This is a genomic window from Pseudoalteromonas sp. SWYJZ19 (assembly GCF_015864375.1).
In the GTDB taxonomy this organism is placed as follows: Bacteria; Pseudomonadota; Gammaproteobacteria; order Enterobacterales; family Alteromonadaceae; genus Pseudoalteromonas; species Pseudoalteromonas arctica.
Genome location: NZ_JADYXI010000003.1, coordinates 81,192 through 102,893, shown reverse-complemented (window position 1 = coordinate 102,893; position 21,702 = coordinate 81,192). Strand labels below are relative to the sequence as shown.

Annotated in this window: 16 protein-coding genes; 8 read left to right on the top strand and 8 right to left on the bottom strand. The window is 38.9% G+C overall.

The genetic code is table 11. The annotated features are described in order from the left end of the window. Positions 1-8: 8 nt before the first annotated feature. A complete protein-coding gene (locus tag I6F45_RS04165) occupies positions 9-2,753 on the bottom strand; it encodes an Ig-like domain-containing protein (RefSeq protein WP_165739956.1) in 2,745 nt (914 codons plus the stop codon). A gap of 406 nt (positions 2,754-3,159) precedes the next feature. Between I6F45_RS04165 and I6F45_RS04160 the strand changes: the two genes are divergently transcribed. The 5 genes from I6F45_RS04160 to I6F45_RS04140 are packed head-to-tail and all read left to right on the top strand — an operon-like array spanning position 3,160 to position 10,823. After that, positions 3,160-4,521: a TolC family protein gene (locus I6F45_RS04160; RefSeq protein ID WP_197159740.1), complete on the top strand. Its 1,362-nt coding sequence runs from the start codon at positions 3,160-3,162 to the stop codon at positions 4,519-4,521. Continuing rightward, positions 4,518-5,663, top strand: coding sequence for an efflux RND transporter periplasmic adaptor subunit (locus I6F45_RS04155; RefSeq protein ID WP_197159738.1), 1,146 nt, complete (start codon positions 4,518-4,520; stop codon positions 5,661-5,663). Before I6F45_RS04160 ends, I6F45_RS04155 begins: the two co-directional genes overlap by 4 nt. Then, the gene (locus I6F45_RS04150) at positions 5,663-8,851 is read left to right on the top strand and encodes an efflux RND transporter permease subunit (protein WP_197159736.1); all 3,189 of its coding nucleotides are present in this window, start codon (positions 5,663-5,665) and stop codon (positions 8,849-8,851) included. The genes I6F45_RS04155 and I6F45_RS04150 overlap by 1 nt, the downstream gene beginning before the upstream one ends. Beyond that, the gene (locus tag I6F45_RS04145; RefSeq protein ID WP_197159734.1) at positions 8,851-9,534 is read left to right on the top strand and encodes a response regulator transcription factor; all 684 of its coding nucleotides are present in this window, start codon (positions 8,851-8,853) and stop codon (positions 9,532-9,534) included. Before I6F45_RS04150 ends, I6F45_RS04145 begins: the two co-directional genes overlap by 1 nt. Then, complete coding sequence (locus I6F45_RS04140) at positions 9,531-10,823, top strand: sensor histidine kinase (RefSeq protein ID WP_165741071.1); 1,293 nt, start codon at positions 9,531-9,533, stop codon at positions 10,821-10,823. The genes I6F45_RS04145 and I6F45_RS04140 overlap by 4 nt, the downstream gene beginning before the upstream one ends. 184 nt (positions 10,824-11,007) lie before the next feature. Here the strand turns inward: I6F45_RS04140 and I6F45_RS04135 are convergent, their stop codons facing one another. Both I6F45_RS04135 and I6F45_RS04130 read right to left on the bottom strand, forming a co-directional pair. Next, positions 11,008-11,865 carry an MBL fold metallo-hydrolase gene (locus I6F45_RS04135; RefSeq protein WP_165741072.1) on the bottom strand — a complete coding sequence of 286 codons (858 nt, stop codon included), beginning with the start codon at positions 11,863-11,865 and terminating at the stop codon, positions 11,008-11,010. Positions 11,866-12,033: 168 nt separating this feature from the next. Then, positions 12,034-13,917, bottom strand: coding sequence for a propionyl-CoA synthetase (locus tag I6F45_RS04130; protein WP_197159732.1), 1,884 nt, complete (start codon positions 13,915-13,917; stop codon positions 12,034-12,036). 186 nt (positions 13,918-14,103) lie between these two features. On the opposite strand from I6F45_RS04130, the gene I6F45_RS04125 reads away from it, so the two are divergent. Further along, positions 14,104-14,505 carry a nucleotide triphosphate diphosphatase NUDT15 gene (locus tag I6F45_RS04125; RefSeq protein ID WP_165727319.1) on the top strand — a complete coding sequence of 134 codons (402 nt, stop codon included), beginning with the start codon at positions 14,104-14,106 and terminating at the stop codon, positions 14,503-14,505. Here the strand turns inward: I6F45_RS04125 and I6F45_RS04120 are convergent, their stop codons facing one another. The 3 genes from I6F45_RS04120 to I6F45_RS04110 all read right to left on the bottom strand — a co-directional run bounded on the left by I6F45_RS04120 (position 14,506) and on the right by I6F45_RS04110 (position 17,843). Then, entirely contained in the window at positions 14,506-15,603 is a 1,098-nt protein-coding gene (locus I6F45_RS04120; protein WP_165742133.1) for a polysaccharide lyase family 7 protein, read from the bottom strand. A 360-nt stretch (positions 15,604-15,963) separates the two neighbouring features. Further along, the gene (locus tag I6F45_RS04115) at positions 15,964-16,737 is read right to left on the bottom strand and encodes a substrate-binding periplasmic protein (protein WP_165741394.1); all 774 of its coding nucleotides are present in this window, start codon (positions 16,735-16,737) and stop codon (positions 15,964-15,966) included. A gap of 92 nt (positions 16,738-16,829) precedes the next feature. Beyond that, on the bottom strand, positions 16,830-17,843 hold the full coding sequence (locus tag I6F45_RS04110; RefSeq protein WP_165741395.1) for an AraC family transcriptional regulator: 1,014 nt from the start codon (positions 17,841-17,843) through the stop codon (positions 16,830-16,832). Positions 17,844-17,940: 97 nt separating this feature from the next. Here I6F45_RS04110 and I6F45_RS04105 point away from each other — a divergent pair, with 97 nt between their 5' ends. Next, entirely contained in the window at positions 17,941-18,387 is a 447-nt protein-coding gene (locus I6F45_RS04105; RefSeq protein WP_165741396.1) for an SRPBCC family protein, read from the top strand. After that, positions 18,384-19,205 (top strand): sterol desaturase family protein, encoded by an 822-nt coding sequence (locus I6F45_RS04100; protein ID WP_165727284.1) that lies wholly within the window; start codon positions 18,384-18,386, stop codon positions 19,203-19,205. The genes I6F45_RS04105 and I6F45_RS04100 overlap by 4 nt, the downstream gene beginning before the upstream one ends. Positions 19,206-19,223: 18 nt before the next feature. On the opposite strand, the gene I6F45_RS04095 is transcribed toward I6F45_RS04100, so the two are convergent. Continuing rightward, the gene (locus tag I6F45_RS04095) at positions 19,224-21,062 is read right to left on the bottom strand and encodes an Lnb N-terminal periplasmic domain-containing protein (RefSeq protein WP_165741397.1); all 1,839 of its coding nucleotides are present in this window, start codon (positions 21,060-21,062) and stop codon (positions 19,224-19,226) included. Positions 21,063-21,141: 79 nt separating this feature from the next. Continuing rightward, positions 21,142-21,624: a DUF3015 domain-containing protein gene (locus I6F45_RS04090; RefSeq protein ID WP_024589733.1), complete on the bottom strand. Its 483-nt coding sequence runs from the start codon at positions 21,622-21,624 to the stop codon at positions 21,142-21,144. Between the last annotated feature and the right edge of the window lie 78 nt (positions 21,625-21,702).

Here is a 21,702-nt window from a genome sequence, read left to right as displayed (position 1 = left end):
TCTCTTAATTAATTACCAAGTGGAGTACTGTCTTCGCTATCAATAATGCCGTCATTGTCGGCATCTTGATCGGCTATTAAACCTGAGGCTGTTATGTCGTCTTCGCTTACATTTGGTAGGAAAAAGTTAGGAAGTCCGTCGTGATCGGTATCTACACTGGCAACTGCTTTTTCTCTAAAGTCATCACGGGCAGCTATTAAACTTGCCATTTCAGTATAAAGGTTGAGTTTATCTGCTGAGCCATTTACGCTATTTTCAATTAACGAAATTGCTTTAGCATTATCACCAAGAAGCACATGAGCAGAAACTAAGTCCATCATATTACTTTGTAATGCGGTGTCTGAAAGCGCAGTAATGCGTTCCTCTAAAGTATTAATTAACGTAGACGTTGGTGCTTTAAATCCTTGGTATTTAGCTTCATAGTCATTAATGTTTTGAGCATTAGCCCCCATAGATGACAACGCACTGTAAATAGTGAAATACCCAGTTTTAGGCGCTTCAATATCTAAAATATACTCTTTTAAAAGCTCAACTAGATCGGTTAATTGGTTGCTATCAAACTCTGAAATTAAAGGCGTAATTTCTTCAACCGATAAAGTAAATGTGTCTAATGCTTGTGTTGAATAACCCGCATCAATCATAAAACCAAGTGTTTCTAAGCGGTTCTCAAAGCGATCTTCAGGGGTTTCTAGTTCTGATATATAGTTAAGTAATTGCGTATATATAGCTGGGATATCATTCGTTGAGCCAGATCGAGTTAGCGTCATTATTACATTGCTATGAACTGAAATTTGGCTGCTAGATGAGAGTGTTTGTAGCTCACCGCTTTGTAGTTTTTCGAGCATAGTAATGCACTTTTCAGCTTGAACTTTTTCATCCATACCAACGCGACCGCTTATTTCAACAAAAGCAGAGCAGCCTCTAAAACCAGTAAGATACGTTGCATAACTCTCGGCTTGTATGTACTCATCTGAAATAAGTAAATCACCGGCATAATTCATTACTTGTTGAGCTAAATCATTTCGATTAAATTGGCTCAAAATAAGTGCAGTACCAGGTAAGTTTGTAGTATCGGTTAACCCCTGAAATAGCACGTTATATTCATCTTTATCTTTAAAAGGTTGAGCAACTTCATCGAGTACTGTTGTGGCATCTTCGCCTGCTAATAAACGCTGCGCCACAATAAATGAAACCATTGAGCGTTGTGCAAATGATTGCTCCCATTCAGATGTAATTAGTTCATATGCAGGGTTTTTAGTTGTGTCGTACAGCGCCTCGATAAGTGTAGCTAAATTACTTAGTGCATACGGGTAGTAGCTAAGAGTTGCTTGTGAATAAGGTGAGGCAGCATAATTATAATTACTATCGAAATTAGTAATACCATAAAGAGCGAGTGCTTTATTAGTATATTCACGGGCAAGTTCTAACTGATTAGTTTGTAATAAAAACTCTGCCGACCATGCTAAATATAGTATACGAGAGCGGTGAGTTGGCTCTCCTTTATAATCACCATTTTTTGCTATTACGTAGCCGGTTTTATTACTTAATTGAGCGAACGATTTAGCGAATAACTTTGCAGTTTCTAAGTTTTCAGCAGTGGGTGTCGCTGCATATGATTCAAGAGTTGAGCTTGCAGCACTTGAAAATGCAGTAATAAAGTACCCAAATGTAGTTGTAAATTCATCCTGTGCTGCGTTTAATGCATAGCCTTCAATTTGTTCAATTAAGCTAGTTGCTTGCGACAGTTGTAATGCATCTAAATAGTCTCGTGTAATAGTTAACAACCAAGATGCATCATTTCTGTCTATATTATCCAATCCTTTTTCAGCAAGGTATTGGTTATAAGATGTTAAAGCTAGCTCTCTATATTCTATAGCTTGCTCAGAGCGATTAATCGTATCCAGTGCACTGGCTACTTTTAAAAGCCCATCGGCATAGGCTGTTTGTTCGTTAATCAGCGCTAAATACTCTTGTGCGGTAGTTAAAAAACCAGCGCGCGCATAAGCTGCAGCTTGAGTTTGATAAATACTATAACGAGATAGTTCATCGTTAATATTTTCTGTTATTAAATCGGCTTGTTTTAAATGAGACTTATCTGAGCTGTAGTAGTAGTTACGTTTGTCTTCATTTGTTACATAAGAGGGGCTAAGTGAAATAGTCGCAGTTAATGGCTCACTTATAATGCCGTCGGTATAACTAACGGTAAATTCATCATTTTGCGTAGTGAGTGTTTGTGCCTCATAGCTAAATTCACCAGTTTCACTATTTATAGATATTACACCACTACTTGGCGGTGTAAGTAGCGTAATGCTCACTGCATCGCCATCAACATCACTAGTATTTATTTTACCTACACTTGTTGTTGAGGTAGTAAATGTAACATTAGTTGTTGAAATAGTAGGTGCATCATTAATGTTTTCAATAATAAAACGTACAACAACATCAGCGCTTAAACTGCCGTCACTTGCTGAAATAGTCGTGCTATCTTCACCAAAAAAATCAGCGTGTGGTGTGTAAGTAAATTCACCGTTAGCCTCTAATGTAATAATGCCGTTACTTGGAGATTGCGCCAAAGTATAACTAAGCGGGTCGTCGTCAGTGGCTGAAACCTGTCCTGAAAAAGCGGTATCTTCGTTAAGCGTAAAACTTAAATTTGATTGGGTAAATAATGGTGCATTGTTGCCCGAGCCGCTTCCACAACCAGCTAAAGCGAGTGCGCATAAAATAGGGGTAAATTTAATGAGTTTGTTCATTATTGTTAATATTAGAAGTTAATAATGTTGCGAATGATAACGCATATCAATTGTGTTTCACAGTTCAAAGTCGGTATTTATGTTAAAAATAAGAATGTTACCTTTAACTAATCAAGGGTTTAAAAAACAAAGAGACGTTAAAGTAGAAAGGTGTATAGCTAATGTAAATATTTTAAGTTCAGCTAAAAAGTATTTATATACTTAACTAATGAAAGCTTTTCTCATTATTAAATGTAGGAGCTGAACAAAATTACCACCTATAAAATAGCTTAAAATATGAGTTTGCATCGGCTTAGTATTTTTAATAAATTTATTAATCAAAATTAAATAGGTTAATGCCATTTAACCTCTCCTTAACCCTCGACCGAATAAGCTATGTGCAATGGTATGAATTAGGCATAGTTAAATGGTTTATTTTAAAAAGCACTCAACCGGTTTTTTACTTGCACTTAGTTGCACACTTGCTGCATGTAGTAGTCAGCCAAGCTATCAAGGTAATAGTACTGAGCAGTCGCTAAAGCAACATGCAAATTGGCAGTACACGCAAAGTAACGCACAGCAAGTAAATTACATTACCGATTTGGTGAATATAGAAGGGCTTGATTCGCTTATTGAGCAAGCTGTTACTAATAACCCATCGTTTAATCAAGTGCATGTTGCATTAAAACTAGCTTATGCGCAGCGTGATGTAACCGCTGCAAGTCAGTGGTTTAGTGTAGATGCAGGATTTGACGCGCAGCGCAGTGAAACCGAAGGCACGCAATATAGCTCATCAGTAGGTATAAGTTGGGAAGCCGATATATGGCAAAAAATTGCTGACAACGTAGCCGCGCAAGATATGACTATTGCCAGTAACCAAGCTACTTATCAAAGTGCTAAAGACACATTAGTAGCGAGTGTTATTCGTACTTATTTAAATATTATTTTGCAGCAAAATTTGCTCGATATAGAGCAGCAACGTTTAGTTGTTTTACAAAATAATGAGCAAAGTATTGTAGAGCGCTACCAATATGGGTTAGGTGATTTAGAAGCGCTTGATACTGCCCGTACTAGCACGGCATCTACTCGCGCAACCATTGCCGATTATCAAGAGCAAATAGCAAAAGCAAAGCGTGCTTTAATGCTAATTGTAGGCACTGATAAACTTCAAAACCTGCCAAGTACATTAACACTGCCAAGCGTTATTGAGCCATTAAGTACATTACCAGAGCAAGATTTAGCGCGCCGACCTGACTTACAAAGTGCCTATTACAACATTCAGGCAAAGCATTACTTGGTTGATGTATCGTACAAAGAGCTACTACCGAGTATTTCGCTTTCGGCATCACTGAGTGATTTAGCAAGCACGCCAAGCCAAGCATTATTAACTAGCCCTGTGTGGAGTTTATTGGGGGGTTTAAGTGCCCCTTTATTTAAAGGTGGAGCACTGCGTGCGCAAGTTGATATTGCAAAATTAAATGCCGAGCAAGCGTTTTGGCAGTACCAAGATACGCTGCTAAGTGCGGTAAACGAAGTTGAAAATGCACTCGGGCAGGAGCAATCATTAACCGAGCAACAACTGCAAATTAGCAATGCACTTGCCAGCGCTCAACGCAGCTTTAGTAACTATCAAAGTAAGTATCAACAAGGTTTGGTTGATATTTTAGATTTGCTAACAGTGCAACAAAAAGTATACGACCTGCAAGCTCAACTTAGTCAAATAAACTACACCCTTTTAACTAACCGCATAGATTTAGGCCTTGCTTTGGGCCTTGGAGTATCGTCATGAGAATTTCGCCAACACCTGTTGTTGTAACCCTTGTTGCAATTATTAGTATAGGGCTTGCTGTTGCGTATAACGCTAAAAAAATGGATGAACAAGCTAATAGCTCAAAATCTGCCACAGTTAGAACTATTGCACCAAATGTATCGGTAATTAATGCTGTTGCGGGTACTTACAAAGCTTATGTGAACGGACATGGTCAAGCAAAGGCGCATTGGACACTGACCTTAAAAGCACAAGTTAAAGGCGAAGTGACTAATATGAGTGAGCAGTTTGCAACCGGAAACTTTGTATCTAAAGGGCAGGTGTTTGCAAAAATAGATAATACTGAATACTTACAAGCCCTCGCAAATGCCAAAGCCACACTCGCTGATGCGAAACTCGCACTGCAAGAAGAGCAAGATCTAGGGGAACAAGCAAAACGTGAATGGGAACGCTCAGGTGTTACGCAAGCGCCAAGCTCACCACTGGTATTTAGAACCTTGCAGCTAGAAGCCGCGCAAGCCACGCTTGATGACGCTCAATATGCACTTAAAACAGCACAGCGTGATGTAAATAATACCCAGCTAAGTGCTCCATTTGATGGCGTTATTTTATCGCGAGATATTGATTTAGGTACTTATGTTGGTATTGGCGATACGCTTGCCACATTAAACAGCACTGACAAAGTAGAAATAACCGTGCCGCTTTCATTGAATCAGTGGCAAAATCTGGCAAATAATAAGTCAAATGAGGTGATTTTAAGTGATGTAGCTACTAATACCAAATGGACTGGCTACATTGAGCGTTTTGAACAACACCTAGACGAAAGCTCTCGCCAGCGCAGCGTTATAGTTGCTCTTGATAAACCGTTTGAGCAAGCGACGCCATTATTACCAGGTACATTTTTAGCGGTTGAAATTGCAGGTAAACAATTAAGTAACGTAATTGAACTGCCTGCTTCAGCGGTATCACAAGATGGCTTAATTTGGTACGTGAATGATAAAAACAACTTAGTAAGCACACAAGCCAATAAAGTATTTGAGCGTGGAGATTACGTATACATTTCACCAATAGAGGGTGTTAGTAAATTAAAAGTAGTTGTGCGTCCACTTGTTAGTTATTTAAACGACATGAGGGTAAATCCAATTGTTGAAGGGGTACAATAATGAGCCCTCATCAGCCACCTCAAGTACCTAGCAGTAATAACCCGTTGCACGGTATTATTAATTGGTTTGCAAATAACTCTGTTGCAGCTAATTTATTGTTAATAAGCGTGATTGTAATGGGGATTATGTCGCTTTCTACGTTGCGTAAAGAAGCTTTTCCGAGTTTGGAGCCTGATACTGTTTCGGTGTCAGTTGTTTATGACAGTGGTGATGCATTACAAGCTGAAGAGGGGATTGCGCTCAAAATAGAAGAAGCTCTTGAAACAGTACAAGGTATAAAGCGCATTACCTCTACATCTGATGCAAGCGGCAGCCATGTTAGCATTGAAAAAGAAACAGATTATTCACTCGATGAGCTACTCTTTGATGTAAAAAATCAAGTCGATGCAATTAACAACTTCCCGGTTGATGCTGAGCAACCTGTTATTGATAAAGCGCGCAGGCAAGATCATGCATTAACACTACAGCTTTTTGGGGATGCAGATCGCCATACATTACAAAACCTGGGTGAAAAACTTAAAGCCGATTTATTAGCGCAATCAGGTATTACTGATGTAACTCAGTTGGGTGTTCTCGATCCGATGATGTCAGTAGAAATCGATGAAGGTAAATTACAAGCCTATGGGTTAACCATTAGTGACATAAGTGAGGTGATTAATAACGAGTCATCAAGCCCACTATCAACTAGTTTACGCGATAGCAGTAAAATTATACGTCTGAAAGCGGCTGACCAAGCTTACTGGCAGCGCGATTTTGCCAATATCGTTTTACTCACTACCGCATCTGGCGCACAAATCAAATTAGGTGATGTTGCTATTGTTAGCGACAGTTTTTCTGAAGATAACAACTCACTAAGTCGTTATAACCAACAAAATGCAGTCGGCGTTGAAATTCTGATGGGTGATACCAGCGACATAATCACCATTGTTGAGCAGGCTAATAATGTAATAAAAACGTGGCACGAAAGTGGTTTATTACCTCAAAATGTAGAGCTAGAAAGCTGGAATGACAAAAGCACCATGATCACCGAACGTTTATCGCTACTGACTAAAAACGCGGTGACCGGTATTATTATGGTGTTTGTAATACTAGCCATATTTTTAAATGTACGTGTGGCTTTATGGGTTGCTGGTGGCTTGCCATTTGTATTTTTTGGCACGCTGTATTTTATGACCGATGGCTACACCGCACTGACCATAAACGAAATGACTACCTTCGGCTTTATTATGGCGCTGGGCATAGTGGTAGACGATGCCGTTGTTGTCGGCGAGAGTATTTACACTACACGTAAAAAGCATGGCGACACAGTAAATAATACGGTTTTGGGTACAATGAAAGTAGCTGTACCGACAATATTTGGGGTATTGACCACTGTTGCTGCATTTATGGCACTGTCGAATGTATCTGGTAATCTAGGTAAAATTTACTCTCAATTTGCCACTGTAGTGACCATCTGTTTACTGCTTTCGCTTGTTGAATCAAAGCTTATATTACCCTCGCATTTAGCCCATGTAAGTACCAAGCGCCAAATTAAAAAAGGGTTAAGTGGGGTATGGTCCAAAATACAACATGGCGCCGATAGCGGTCTAAATTGGTTTAGCAAAAACATTTATTGTAAGGTTATTGAACTCTCATTGCGCTTTAGATATGCAGTCGTTGCTGGGTTTATTGCTTTTTTTATACTCGTCATAGGTATGCCAATGACAGGCGTAGTAAAAGTAGGTTTTTTCCCAAGCATTCTGGGCGATACTGTATCCGCCAACTTGGTTATGCAAACTGATGCTGCTTATGGTCAAACAAACAAAAACTTACTAATGCTTGAGCAAAGTGCAATACAAGCTGAGCAAAACTTAATGACTAAGTTTAATTCAGATAAAAGTGAAATCACCAGTTTACAAGTAATTAGTAGCAACGATACAAGTGGTACGGTAAGCGTTGAGTTATTAGATGATAGCGCTTTCACAGCAAGTGAATTTGCTCAAGAATGGCAGCGTTTAGCCGCAAGCCCTGAGGGCAGTAAAAAGCTACAAATATTAGCTACGCGTAAAATGGTTGATAATTTTAAAGTTGAGCTTAAAGCGTGGGACGACGAAACCGTAATGGCAGCAGGCGCACTATTTAAAGAGCACTTACAAAATACGGCAGGGGTTAACGGAATAGACGACAATTTAAATCCCGGTCAACCGCAGTTAAAATTTACACTAAGCGCGCAAGGTCGCGCCCTAGGTATGGATACTGCGAGCTTATCAAAGCAAGTACTGCAAGCCTTTGGCGGCGCAATTGTACAGCGTTATCAACGTAATAAAGACGAAATAAAAGTACGTGTACGTTATCCAGAGAACGCCCGTCAAACACCTGCCGATATTATGCAATCGCGTATCCGATTGCCTGATGGCACCGTTGTACCGCTTGTAAACGTAGCGACAATTAACAGTGAATACCAACACGATGAGATAACGCGTATTGATGGACTTCGTGCAATTTATTTAAGTGCGCAAGTAGATAAAGGTGTGATTGCTCCAAACGAATTAGTGGCTGATTTACAACGCGACTTAATACCAGAATTAACTCAGCAATTTCCTACTCTGAATATTCATTTTGCTGGTGAAGCTGAAGAGCAAGACGAAACAACAGGGTCAATGCTTGCCATGTTTGTCGCTGCTTTATTAGTTATATATGTACTGTTGGCTATTCCGCTTAAATCGTATGTTCAACCTTTACTGATCATGGTGGCAATTCCGTTTGGTGTAGTTGGTGCAATACTTGGGCATTGGTGGAACGACTTAACCATTAGCATATTGTCATTAAACGGTATATTGGCGCTCAGTGGTGTGGTGGTAAACGACAGCCTATTACTTGTTTCGCGTTTTAACGAACTAACAAAAGAAGAGGATATGAATACGCATGACGCCATTGTTGAGTCGTGTACAAGTCGTCTGCGTGCAGTTTTACTAACCTCAATTACAACTTACGCAGGCTTGGTGCCGCTTCTTAGTGAAACCTCAATTCAGGCACAATTTTTAATCCCTGCGGCTGCATCACTTGGTTACGGTATTTTGTTTGCCACGGTTATTACCTTAATACTTATACCTGCATTATTGATGATTCAAACCGACGTTAAACGCGGTATAGCTACTATGCTAAAATCGCTAGGTGCTAAAAATAAAACGCAGGAAACAGCCTCTTAATGATAAACGTACTACTGGTTGAAGACGACATCGACTTGGCAACCACCATTGTTGATTATCTCGAAATTGAGTCAATAGAGTGTGACCATGCAAGCAATGGCGTAATGGATTTAAATTTAATAGAACGTAATCAATATCAAATGATTATATTAGATGTAAACATGCCAAAAATGGATGGTTTAACCATGTGCAAAACATTACGTGAGCGAGGCATTGATACACCAGTATTAATGTTGACAGCGCGTGATAGCCTCGACAGTAAGCTTGAGGGATTTGCTGCCGGTAGTGACGACTATCTCGTAAAACCATTTGCTATGAAAGAGTTAGTAGCGCGCGTTAAAGTATTAGCAAAACGCAAAAGTGGTGAAGTAAAACGCCTTACATTTGCTAATTTAACACTTGATTTAACCGCGCATACGGCAACAGTCGAAGCAGGTAACTTAAAGCTATCTCCTATTACTTTTAAGTTATTAGAATTACTTATTAGAGAGCAACAAAAGCCAGTTACCCGACACGCAATTATGCAAGCCATTTGGGGAGAAGAGCAGCCCGACAGTAACAGCCTAAAAGTACATATTTACCATTTACGAAAACAGTTAGAGCAAGCTAATTGCCAAGCGGTACTTGAGACAATTCCTAGTGTAGGGTTTGTATTAAAACTAAAAAATGAGACACATGCATGAAAATAAGACCTAGTTTAAGGTTGTACTTTTTTGTCAGCATGGTGCTTTTAAGTTCGTTAATGGCTATTGGTTTTTCGTTTTTAAGTGTTAGCTATTTTACCGATGGTTTAGACAAAGGCTTGAATGGCGTAATGCATGCACTTTCGCAATCGGCTGAAGTTAAAAACGGGCAACCGAAAGAAATGATTGGCTTTAATATAGCGAGTCGTTGGGAGGATGTGCCAAATGAGATTAAGAAACGTTTTATAAAGCCTACAGAGCGAGGTATATTGCAAAAAAGCCAAGAAAAAACAGCGTTTTTTTCTATGCCAAAAGACTTATATTTTGTTGTATATTTTGAAAACCCTGCTGGTGAAGCTCGTTATGTATCACGTATTATGCTTGAGGAAAACCGCCTTCCAAAAAAAGGAACACCCGAAAAACCAATACAAAGGTTATTATGGATAGCGTTAACGGGAATAACGGCAATAGCGCTGTTTACCTTCTTTTTGTTTATGGTAATGAAAAAGATAGCAAAGCCTGTTGAGTCCCTGCGGGGTTGGGCAAAGTCGTTAAATCAAACAAACTTACAACACACACCGCCCGATTTTACCTATAACGAACTAAATACCTTGGCAACGTTAATACGCAGCAGCTTGCTTTCAGTATACGAAAGTGTAGAGCGTGAACAACGCTTTTTAAGTTATGCCAGCCACGAGTTACGTACGCCAATTTCGGTTATTCGCAGCAACGTTGAGTTACTGAACCGTTTAAGCGAAAAAGCGCCTTTAAGCGATAAGCAACAACTTACACTGCAGCGAATTGAGCGCGCCGGTTTAACCATGAGTGATTTAACTGAGACGTTATTGTGGCTTAGCAGAAATGACGACCAGCAAAGTTCACCAGAGCCTGTAAACCTAGCCGTTAAAATAACGACTTTGGGTAACGAACTCGATTATTTACTCAATTCAAAACAAGTTGATGTACTTATAAATACCGATAACCACAGTACGACTATTAGTACCGAAGCCACCGCATGCCACATAGTACTTACAAATTTAATACGTAATGCGTATCAGCATACGCAACAAGGGCAAGTGCGTATTACTCAACAAGGTAGCCGCGTGATTATAGTAAATAGCAGCGCACAAACTGATACGTCACACGTTACTAATAGCGCAAATAAGCCTACCAATATTGGCTACGGTTTAGGATTAGAGTTAAGCGAAAAAATAATAAAACGACACGGTTGGGTATACGAAGTAAACGACATGCCAGGGCGTTATGAAGTGGTGGTCGATTTTAGTTAATAGACTTTTTAATACTTAGATTTGAAATATAAAAACCGCGCTAGGACATTGTAAAGGTGGTTTATATGGCGTTTGACGTCTATTTAACTAATTAATAGGTACATTGGTACTGCGTTAAATACGCCAATACCAATGCTTATAATATTGAGTTTAGAGCTCAGAGCTTAGTCCGCTGAGTTCACACTTATAAATCGCTGCGCCAACCCATACCAGACTCTTCCATTAAACGCTCGTACACGCCCTCTATGTTAAGTGGTAACCATACATCAAACTGTTTAAAGTCACTAAATTGGTCTAATTTTACATTTTGTTTAATTTCGTCAAGCGTATTACCAGCTAAAACGCCTGCTGTTACTTGGCTATATAAAAGCTCTATATAAGTTAAATAGCGCGCTACATCAGCCTTGCTGCCAATATCGGCATGTCCGCCTACAAAAGTATTAAAGTCATATTTGAGTACCGCTTGGGTTGAGTTAATCATGCCTTGAATATCGTAACTCCACAGCTTTTGCCACGGCATTCTGCCAATAACGATCCAATCAACTATAAATAGTGTTTTTTGCTTTTCGAATAATATACTAACCGAACCACGACCATCGTTTGGACCATGGTAGTTAAGCTTTACTGTGGAATCACCAAGGGTAAGCAGTAGCTCGTCATCAAAAGTAAGGCTGGGCATTACCGTTTTCATTTGTGTGTTTTTAATATCTTGCGCGGCGAGTTTATGCGCTACAAAAGTGGTGTGCGGGCTTTTAAATACCTCGGCGCCGTAAATATGATCGCTGTGATTATGGCTGTAAATTACATATTTTATCGGTACGTTATAGCGAGTTTTAATTTGCTCGTTTAACCAGGTGGCGGCTTTTTTATTAAGCGGGTCGGTAACAATTGCGCCCTCAGGAGTGATTAAAAATACTGAGCGGTGTCTGTCGTCTATAAAGCGGTGTAAGCCATCGCCTAAGTCTTCAATCTCAAAGGCTTGTGTGGCAAAGCCTATAAATAACAAGGCTGTAGTTAATAGTTTTTGTAGCAAGCGGGGCATACACCATTCCTTTTAAAATTGATTAAATTAATAACGCTATTAAAAGAAGAAAGCATAAAACTGTAAAAAATTTCAGTGATTTGTTTAATTAAAGCTTAAACCTAAACTTAAGTAAAAGGATCAAATAAAAAGCCATTATAAAAATGGCTTTAGATAGGTTGGTTGGGTTTATCTTTGTGTTAGTTGTTGGTTTATTTCTTCAAAGATACTCGCGTCGTCTATGGTTGAAGGTATTTGTAGCTCTTCGCCATCAACCAGTTGGCGCAAATTTTTACGCAGTATTTTACCCGAGCGTGTTTTGGGCAACCTATCTACGCTAACTATATTTTTAAGGCACGCAATAGCGCCAATCTGATTACGAACACTTAAAACAAGCGCTTGTTCTACGTCGGTACTTGAGCCCATAAAATCATTTTTAAGCACAATCATTCCCATAGGGAGTTGTCCTTTAAGAGGATCGTTTACACCAAAAACAGCGCATTCGGCAACGGCGGGGTGCGCAGCTACTATTTCTTCCATTTCGCCAGTAGAAAGCCTATGTCCTGCTACATTTATAACGTCGTCGGTTCTGCCCATAATAAATAGGTAGCCGTCTTCATCAATATAACCACCATCACCAGATAAATAATAACCTTCGTATTCATTTAGGTAGCTTGCTTTAAAACGAGCGGTATCTTGCCAAATGGTTGGAAGGCAACCCGGTGGAAGGGGCAGTTTAATTACCACGGCGCCTTGCTCGTTAGCTGCGCATTCATTGCCATCCATATCCAATATTCGCACATCAAAACCTGGAGTAGGCACGGTAGAGCTGCCAGGTTTTGTTGCTAAGTACTCAAGCCCTACAGGGTTACAAGCAATAGCCCAGCCAGTTTCGGTTTGCCACCAATGATCGAGCACTGGCAGTTTGGTTTTTTCTTTAAGCCACTCGTAAGTGGGAGGATCTAACCGCTCGCCTGCTAAAAATAAACGTTTTAAGCTTGAGGTATCGTATTGATTAAAACCATCGGCATTTGGATCTTCTTTTTTGATTGCTCTAAAGGCGGTGGGGGCACTAAATAATGCATTTACTTTATACTCTTCAACCACGCGCCAAAATGCACTGGCGTCGGGGGTTTTAACCGGTTTACCTTCATATAATACGGTCGCGCAGCGATACATTAGCGGCGCGTAAACTATATAAGAGTGCCCAACTACCCAGCCAATGTCAGACGCTGCCCAAAATACGTCGCCGGGCTTCATACCATAAACGGTTTCCATGCTGTATTGCATTGCCACTGCGTGACCACCATTTTCGCGCACTACGCCTTTGGGTGTGCCTGTCGTGCCTGAGGTATATAAAATATAAAGCGGATCGTTACCATTTACAGGCACCGGATCTGCGATTGCAGCTGTTTGCATTGCCTGAGTCCAATCTATGTCTCGTTTAGGCTTAAGAGTGGCGGTGACTTGTGGACGCTGATAAATAACGCAGTGTTCTACTTTGTGCGTAGCTAAGTCTATTGCGTTATCAATAAGTGGTTTGTATTCAATAATGCTGTTTACTTCAACACCGCATGAGGCGCTAAGTATAAGTTTGGGCTTGGCATCATCAATGCGTACTGCTAATTCGTGTGCAGCAAACCCACCAAATACCACCGAATGAATAGCACCAAGACGAGCGCACGCCAACATACCAATAACAGCTTGTGGGATCATTGGCATGTAAATAACAACGCGGTCGCCTTTTGTAACACCTAACGATTGTATTACGCCTGCAAATTTAGCAACTTCTTGTTGTAGTTGTGAGTAGCTATAAGTTTGCTTTGTATTAGTGACTGGGGAGTCGTAAATCAGTGCAGTTTGCTCGCCAAACCCGGCAATAACATGCTGGTCTAGCGCTAAAAAACTGGTGTTTAATTGCCCGTCACTAAACCAATGATAAAGCCCGTCGTCGTCTTGTGTGTATGCTTTTGTGGGGGTTTTATACCATGGAATATTTTTACTTTGTTCGAGCCAAAATTGGGCTGGGTTTTTTTTAAAGGCATTATATTGCTGTTTATATTTGCCTGACATGTAAGGCTCCTAAAACTAAATTTGTGTGTGAGAGACCTTACAAAATGTAGGCTTTTTTTAGCAAGCAAGCTATTCGACCTTGGTCGGCTAAAAGTTAATCAATGCACTGGTTTTAAAAATACAAAATTGACAATACAAAGTGTGTGGTTCAGCATGGCGGGCAGTAAAAACAAGAGAAAACACGATATGAGTAACGTAGTAAGAGTAGGGGTTGCGGTTATCATAAAGCATCAAAACACAATTTTACTAGGTGAGCGTATTGGCGCGCATGGTGCTAATACATGGGCAACACCTGGTGGGCATTTAGAGTTTGGTGAAAGTGTTGAGCAATGTGCAATACGAGAAGTGTTTGAAGAAACAGGTTTAAAGGTAAGTAAAATTACTAAGCTTGATTTTACCAATGATATTTTTACAGCAGAGAGCAAACACTATATTACGTTGTATGTAAAAGCTGACTTTGAAGGCGGAGAGCCTGAACTTAAAGAGCCTAATAAATGTTTAAAGTGGCGCTGGTGCGATATTAATAATCTACCAACGCCACTGTTTACATCACTAAAAAATTACTTATCTGAGGCTGTACTAGCCTAGTTATTTTGTTGGCGGTGTCGCTGGACTTAACTCTAGTTTACTAAAGCTTACTTGAGCGTAATCGCCATTTTGTTTATCTGTAGACCAATCGCCAGTACCTAAACAACCTGGGTACCAAATACCTTTCGCGCTTTTAGTACTACATTGGTTATAAGCGCCGGCTTTAAAGTAATGCCAATCTGCTGCGTAGCCATGTGGATGATCTTTTTCGTCCACTTTGCCATAAGCATCTACGTTATTACCTAAGTTAATAGAGTAGTTAACGTCTTCTTTGCCTTGTGCGCTAAATGTAAGGTGCATAACATTTTTATACACATTTACCGTGTAGCTAAATTCTTCACCTAGTGAAATACCGGCGTTGCCTGGCTCGTTAGGGTTTTCCCATGTATTACCCCAAACAGGGTAAGTAATGTCTGTACGGTCAGGATTCGTTTTAGCTAAGTTACGTTCGTAGTTCCAAAAAACTGAGCCTGTTTTGTGTCCTGGCCATTTTTTGTAATATATTTTAAGTGGCTCATTGCCCCAGCCATAACCAAGCTTGGTATCAATAAGTGCCTGATCTTTACCCGCGTGAATTTGTCCTACAACAACCGAGTAAGCTGCTTTTTTATCAGGATCAGTCGCACGTAGCGCAACGTGATCTACTTTTAATGTTGCTTCCATTTTTCCACCAACAGAGCCAAATCGGTCAGATAGCGGGTGAACAGCTAAAGCAAAATTGTTTTTAGAATGTTTAGTTTTAATTTTAGTATTTGATCCACGGATCATCTGTCTAAGTTCACTACGGGTATTAGTAGAGTTAGCACTTGTAAGCGCTTTATTAGGGGAGGTAAATACCATGTAGCCTTTTTCATCAAGGTAGAAAAAATCAGGGTGTGCGTAAGTCTGAATTTCTTCTACATCTATTTCATCAATTTTACCGTCGTTGTTTAAATCAACTGGTACATTTATTTTCCAGTGAGATAAATCAAACTTTGTTGCAGGTACTGGCGCATCGCTTTGCTGATTAGTGCTTTGGGTACTTGAACAAGCGGTAAAAAGTAAAGGGGTGATAACGGCTAAAGCCGTAAGTTTAAATGTGGATGTATTTTTTATCATTATTGTCTCTGTGTGATGAAGTAAAAATTGTGCGGTACAGGCATCGCTTAATCTCAATCTAGCATACCAATTTAACAATTAAAACTTACCAATTAGTAAAATTAAATATTTTTTAAATGATTTTTTTGTTATACCAATTTGGTTTGGGTGTTTTTTAACGGCTTTTATGGAAGTGTTTGCGGTATGTGTTTTTTATGTGCTTGGCTATTCATTTAGTGATGTATAACGTAGATTTTGGCGCTAAGGCGCAGTCTATTTTTTGGGGGGAGAGGAGATTTTTAACTTTGTAGTTTGCTTTGCAGCGTTTAGCAAATAACTAAATAACCACTGCCAATAACTAATGTCGGGCTTTAACTATGGTTAGTGCTGCATGTTAGTCGTGTTTGGTAATAAAAGTTGCCACTTGTTTAAAATGGCATGGTATTCACCATTTTCTTTAATGTTACTTAATGCGTCAGAGAGTGCTTTAGCTGTTTTAGGATTAAGTTGATTACTTGCTGCAAAATTAAGTGAAGAGGGAAGATCGCTTAAATGAATTCGTTTTGTTATTAGGCTAGGATCGAGTCCTAGGCTTTTTAGCTCGTTATTAAGTGTAAGTGTATTAGTTACTACAAAGTCGATCCGGTTTTTATAAAGCATTTGCCAAAGTTGATTATAGTAACTGACCAGTATTAAATTGTTATTTTCGGTAAAGCCTTTTTGCTTTAAGTAGGCTTCGCTCAGGTAGCCACGAATGGTTGCTACTTTATACTCTTTAGCAAAATTTAAGTGAACAACTTCATCTACATGGCTTTTTAAGCTAATTAAATAAGCATCTGCAAAATACACTTCGCCTAACCACGTATATTTATTAATCCGCTCTGGGGTTTTTAACAAAGACAACATTATGGCGTTGGTATTTGTTTGATGCTCCTTAAAAACGCGGGCCATAGGCATTATTTCAAAATTAGCGGTTAAGTTTGTTTGCTTCACAACTGCTTTGGCAATGTCGACTAAAGCGCCGCTTACTTCACCTTGCTGATTTTTAAAGTGATAAGGAGGAAGGTCTTCAGCTATAAAAGTAACCGAATCGGCGTTACACAGGGGGCTATATAAAATAAATACAAAAGCACTTAATAAAACACGCAAAAACATAAAAAATCTTTTAGAGCAATAATACACCTAGTGTAGAGAGTATTAACTAAAACATATATATATTATGTTTATATAACGTAAATAATTTGCACTTACTTGGCTGTTCTTGCTGTTTTGTATTTTATAAATTGTAATGGCGAGCATTTATGCCAGCGTAAAAAAGCTCGATTAAAAGAGCTTTGATCTTTAAATCCTAAAATATTAGATAAATCAGCAAGTGGCATGCTGGCTATTAATGTATCTGCACGTTTTTTACGTTCTTTTTCAAGTAGCTGAGCAAAGGTTAAGTCTTGTTGTTTTAAGCGTCGTTGTAGCGTTCGGGGTGTTAAATTAAGCGCATCAGCTATGCCTATTAGGTTGCAGTTTTGCAAGGTAGTTTTAGCTGTAAGTAACTGATTAACTTTATCGTCAATACACTGCTGGCTTTTAAAGTTAGAGAGTTGCTGCTCTGACAATTGCTTGAAAGTAGAATTAATAATGGCATTATCGGTTTTAAAGGGCAGCGTTAAATAATGGCTCGGAAAGCTAATTTGATTATATTCAGCACTGCTTTTTACAGGGCATTTAAACCATGATTCAAGGGCGCGCCTTTGCGATGGCAACCAATTATAAGTGAAACTAATACTACTTGGCGAAAGCGTTAAATTTATTAACTGGCGAATCACACTTACCCACGCGGTCATGTTTCGTAAAACAACATGCTCATTACAACTTTGGTGAGCAATCCAACGAATAGTTGCTGTATCAGTATTTAGTTCAAACTTGGCTTTACCAATATCAGCCACCAAGCTGTCGTAGCTTAACAATGCTTTAATGGCACTGCTTAAGTTATCGCTTGATTCAATCAAGTAACCTAAAACGCCGTAGTCAGCAGTGCGAATTTGCTGACCTAGGGTAAAACCAAAAAGAGGATCGTTAAGTGTTTTCTTGCCATAAACTAATAAAGCATTGTAACTATTTAAACTAATACGCGGCGCTAATTGATGGGTACGTTGATTACTAAATTCGTCAAAGTTAATAGCGTGCAAAGCCGTTTTAGTACTAATGCCTTGCGCTTGTAAGTAATCAAGAATACTTGAAAAGTAATGATCAGCCAATGTGTGCATTTGTCATCTAAAGCTAAAAAATAGTCGTGTATTAGCAAGTTTGCCACGTTAAATTTTTATATGCTAGTTGAATGCCTAATAACCTCTTGCTGTAAAAATGATACTTATAACAATAAAACAAACGCTTAATGCACAGCCAAAACAAATAATAAGCACACTGTTGGATCATCAACAGTTGCATCGATTTTTTAATGCCAAATTTACGCTGCTACAAGCACAAGACGAAGGGCAAATAGAAGGCGGAAAAGGATCTGTTAGGCAAGTGAAAATAGGTAAAATAACGTTTTCAGAGCAAATAATCAGTGCCGATCAAAATCAGATCAGTTACCAAATAGTAGGCGATAAACCAGTAGCTAATCATCGAGGCGATATATACCTCACTGCAAATAAAGACATCAATACTTTAGTTACCGAACTTAACTATTGCATAAGCTGCTCAGCTCCATGGTGGATGCCAAATGCATTACTTAAATATGTTATTACAAAAGATATAACCCAAGCGTTAAACAATTTAAATAATTATTTTTTGGCGGGTAAAGCATGAACTCAGAAATTATTTTACTCGCTCTGAGCCCATTATTTTTGATATTTGTTTGCTCTGAGTTTATTAAGTTTAAGCGCTATTACGACATAAAAGATAGCCTAGCAAATACAGTGTTAGCGCTATTACACCAAGGCGCAGATGCTATTGCGTTACTGCTGTTAATGCCTTTATTTAATTGGTTGTATGACTATAGATTGTTTGATATTGAAGTGAGTGTATTAAGTATTGCATTTGCATTTTTACTGCAAGATTTTTTGTATTATTGGTTTCATAAAGCATCGCATCATATTCATTGGTTGTGGGCTGCACATGTGGTGCACCATAGCTCAACTAAAATGAATTTCACCACCGCATTTAGGCAAAGCTTAATGTACCCCGTAGCCGGTATGTGGGTGTTTTGGCTACCTATGATTTTAATTGGATTTGAACCGCTAACAGTATTTAGCGTGGTTGCATTAAATTTGGCGTATCAATTTTTTGTACATACTCAAATAGTGGGTAAGTTAGGCTGGTTTGAAAAAGTATTTAATACGCCTTCGCATCACCGAGTTCATCACGCAATAAATGCAGGTTACCTTGATAAAAACTTTGCAGGTGTACTTATTATTTGGGATAAGTTATTTGGCACCTTTGTAGAAGAAGATAAATCAAAGCCTTGTAAATACGGCATTATAGGGCAGCTTAATAGCAATAACCCAGTCGTTATTACGTTTCATCAGTGGGAGCACTTATTGAAAAGTGTTTATAAGGCATCGGGAATAAAAGCTAAATGTAGAGTACTATTTGGCTACCCTACAAGTAGCATTAAATATAAATAATATTGAAAAAGTTAAAAGTTAAAAGTAAAACTGCATAGCTAAACTCATTGATGAATTATGGCTATGCCATTGAGCATGCTGTACTTTGCTGCGCAGCGATACATTGCGAGAAACAGCGTAATTCCATGTTATAGCTATTTCGCTGTGCTTACTTGCTGCGTTATCAGTTAGCCATAATATATTGCCAGTCAAAGCGAGTTTATGCTTATTGTTTATTTGCCAAATTACACCGGCTTCGCTGCCTATTCCAGTACTAAGTCGGTCGGTTATATCGCCTGTATTTAGCTCAAATTGACCAAGAATATAGCCGTGCAGATTATTAGGATCGCCATAAGATTTACCATAACCTCCTTTTGTAAAAAAGCGGCCTAAACGTTTATTGTCACTTGGTTGTCGGTCAAAGCCCATTTTAAAGTTCCACGACCAGCTATCAAATACGCGGTTATCGGGTGCAAGCGACATAGCATCTAATAAGTAAAAATGTTCGATATCTGCATTTCCTTCGTCAGTAATAGCGGCTTCCAAATCAAAAAAACTAATTTGTGCACCCGCTATAAAACCTTCAGGCCTATCTAGTAAGTCATGATACGCAAGCCTATAACCAAAATTTGTAAGGTTTGCTTGGTTATTATTTTGTACCCTACCTAGCGATACTTTAGAAGAACCATGACCTTGCTCTGGGGAAGCAATAGGGCGGTTTGGCTTAGTAAATGGCGAAGCTACATTATATTTGCTGCGCATTAGGAGTAGCTTAGTTAGTCGCGGGGCAATTTCTTTACGATTTAATGCTTTATCGTAAAATTCAAAATTTAACCATTCATACGCCATTTCTAATATAGCGACTAATTGCGACTGTGAGTAATTACGAGTATTGAGGGAGCCACCTTGCATTAACTCTCTTGCATCATCAAGTTGTTCGTCAGTCATTTGAGTAGAGTAATGGTAAAGTTTAGTTCCAAAAGCAGGGCGGTAATTAGGTGTTTGTAATAAGTTGTTATTTCTTAGTACTGCAACGGTATCTGATGGAATAGCTTGCATATTAAATGACGATGTTAAATCAAGGTCCTCTTGTGCAAGTTGTAATAATGCAAGTAATTGGTAAGAGCAGTTTTCATCAATAAAAAAGTAATCGAATGTAGCTAATTGTAGCTCCCACAAGTGCAATAAAATAAGCTCTACCTGTAGCTCTGATAAATTAAGTTTGTATTCCCAAATATCACGAGATTCTAAGTCATTATATTCGCGTACTTTTTTATAGTACGGCATAAGCGAAAACTTACCTGGGTAGCTGCCAATCAAGCCTTTTAGTGCATACATAGCTGCGTTATCTGAGCCGTCTGGCTCTGCTGCAAAATTAACGGCAAATGCGAGCAACTCTTTATGGCGAGTCTGATCTTTTGCATCAATACGAAGTAAAGTGTGGCCAAACATTGATGATGGGCTATTCATAAATGCAGTTGGAAAAACTAACGTAACCCCTTTAGGGTTTATTATTTTTTGCCACGCCTGTAGTTCTGGGCAATTAAGTTCGGGCCAGTTATTTTTAATTTTTGTTTTTAGCCATTTATAACGTGCAGGAAACTGACAACGATATTGTGTTGTTTTTGGGTCAGTATTTTTACCACTAAATGCAGCTATAGTGGCTTTAAGTTCGTCATATGGGCTTGTTTTACCTGTAGGAGATAAAAAAAACTCAGCACTGTCTACTTCACTTTTCCAATCACCTAATGTGGCCAAGCGGTAGTGACCTAATTTAAGCCAGTAAGGGTGTGTTGCTAATGTATTTGTTTCAATACTTTGAGCGTTTGAGTAAGTACTAAAAAGAGCGAGCAGTAAACCAAATAATATTTTTTTCATAATCACTAAATTACAAAAGCCGCTAGAGAAATACTCCAGCGGCTTTATTTATACGTATAAAACCGGCTAATTTAGCTGATTAAGAAAGAGTATAAGAAGCAAGTTGTGCGTTACTTGCAAGAACAGTGTTTAGGTTTTCTAAAACTGTTTGTGAAGTCACGTTTTCAGAAGTAAATACTGAAGAGAACTGTGCTTGAGCAAGCTTATTGAACGCTGCTTTATCTTGATCTGCAACACCCCAAGCTTCAGCTAGAGTAGCTAAAGTTTCGCCTTCACCTTTTGACATATCACGAGCAAGTTGCTCCATGTTACCGTCAATGAATAAAGCGATTTTTTCTGAAGAAGTTACTGTACCAGTACCATCACAACCAAGAGTACCAAAAGTGATACCAAAAGTTTGGTTACCAGATGTACCATTTGTTGTAGCGCCTAAAATTTTAACGCCTTTACCTTGCTGACCAGCAAATAACATAGAACCAAGACCACAACCAATATCTTGGTCAGCCATTGCGTTTGAGAAAGGAAGTAAAGATAGAGCTGCTACTGCGATTAGTTTTTTCATTTTCATAAATCCATATATGATTGTCTTTATTTAGGGTAAATAAAGTTCGCGGAAGATTCTAACAGACTTGCAGAAAAA